1 protein-coding gene is annotated in these 846 nt (G+C 60.2%); it reads left to right on the top strand.

The window, feature by feature from the left end; translation table 11 throughout:
* The coding region (locus EN964_RS35905; RefSeq protein ID WP_164776515.1) for a carbohydrate kinase family protein at positions 1-711 on the top strand (711 nt) is incomplete at its 5' end.
* Between the last annotated feature and the right edge of the window lie 135 nt (positions 712-846).

Raw genomic sequence — 846 nt, 5'->3', positions numbered from 1 at the left:
CCGACCCCCACCCCGCCCAACAACCGCCTCTCCCAGGCGATCGTGATCATCGAGCGCAATGGCAGCCGGACGATCATCAGCGAACCGTTCGAGCTTGGCGAGGTCGACCTGACAGCCAATCTGGATATCCAGCCCGAGCAACGTCCGGCCTGCCTTCATATCGAAGGCTTCCACTACGAGACGATGACCGCGTCCATCGCTCGCTTTCATCAGGCGGGCTGGAAGGTGAGCCTGCATTCGGCCGGTCTTCCCAAAAGCGCACGCACGCCGGAAACCTTCTCGCAGATGGTCAAACAGATCGATCTGACCTTCATCAACGATGTGATGATACGGGAAATCTTCGACTTTCGCAGCCGTATGGCGACGACGATCGAAGAGGTGCGAGTGATGTTATCACGCATCAAACAACGGGGAACGGTCGTGCTCACCCTCGGCGAGTTCGGCGCCGTCGTTTTTCCGGCGAATGGCGGTCCGCAGATCGAGGTGCCGGCGCTGCCGGTCAATCGCGTCGACGCGACAGGCGCCGGCGACAGCTTTGCCGGCATCTTCCTTGCCCTTTGGCTGCATGGCGCGTCGCTCGACGACGCCGCGCGCTATGCGGCAATCGGGGCGAGCCTGACGACAACGGTTGAAGGCGCGCAGGGTTACATCGCAGACTTTGCCACGCTGAAGGCTGCGGCCCTGGCGAACAATGCCGTGATGGCCAGTTGAAACAATGGCTTATCGACGTTTCGACCTGGCGCGGAACACCGCATCAACCGACGAAATCAGGAGAGTATGATCATGGCGAAAACAAAAGTCCTTCTTGTCGGCGAAAGCTGGGTGAGTTCGGCGACCCACTACAAG

The organism is Mesorhizobium sp. M7A.F.Ca.CA.001.10.2.1, assembly GCF_003998575.1.
Taxonomy (GTDB): Bacteria; Pseudomonadota; Alphaproteobacteria; order Rhizobiales; family Rhizobiaceae; genus Mesorhizobium.
Note: the sequence above shows the minus strand (reverse complement) of the source record. Positions and strands in the feature narration are given on the sequence as shown.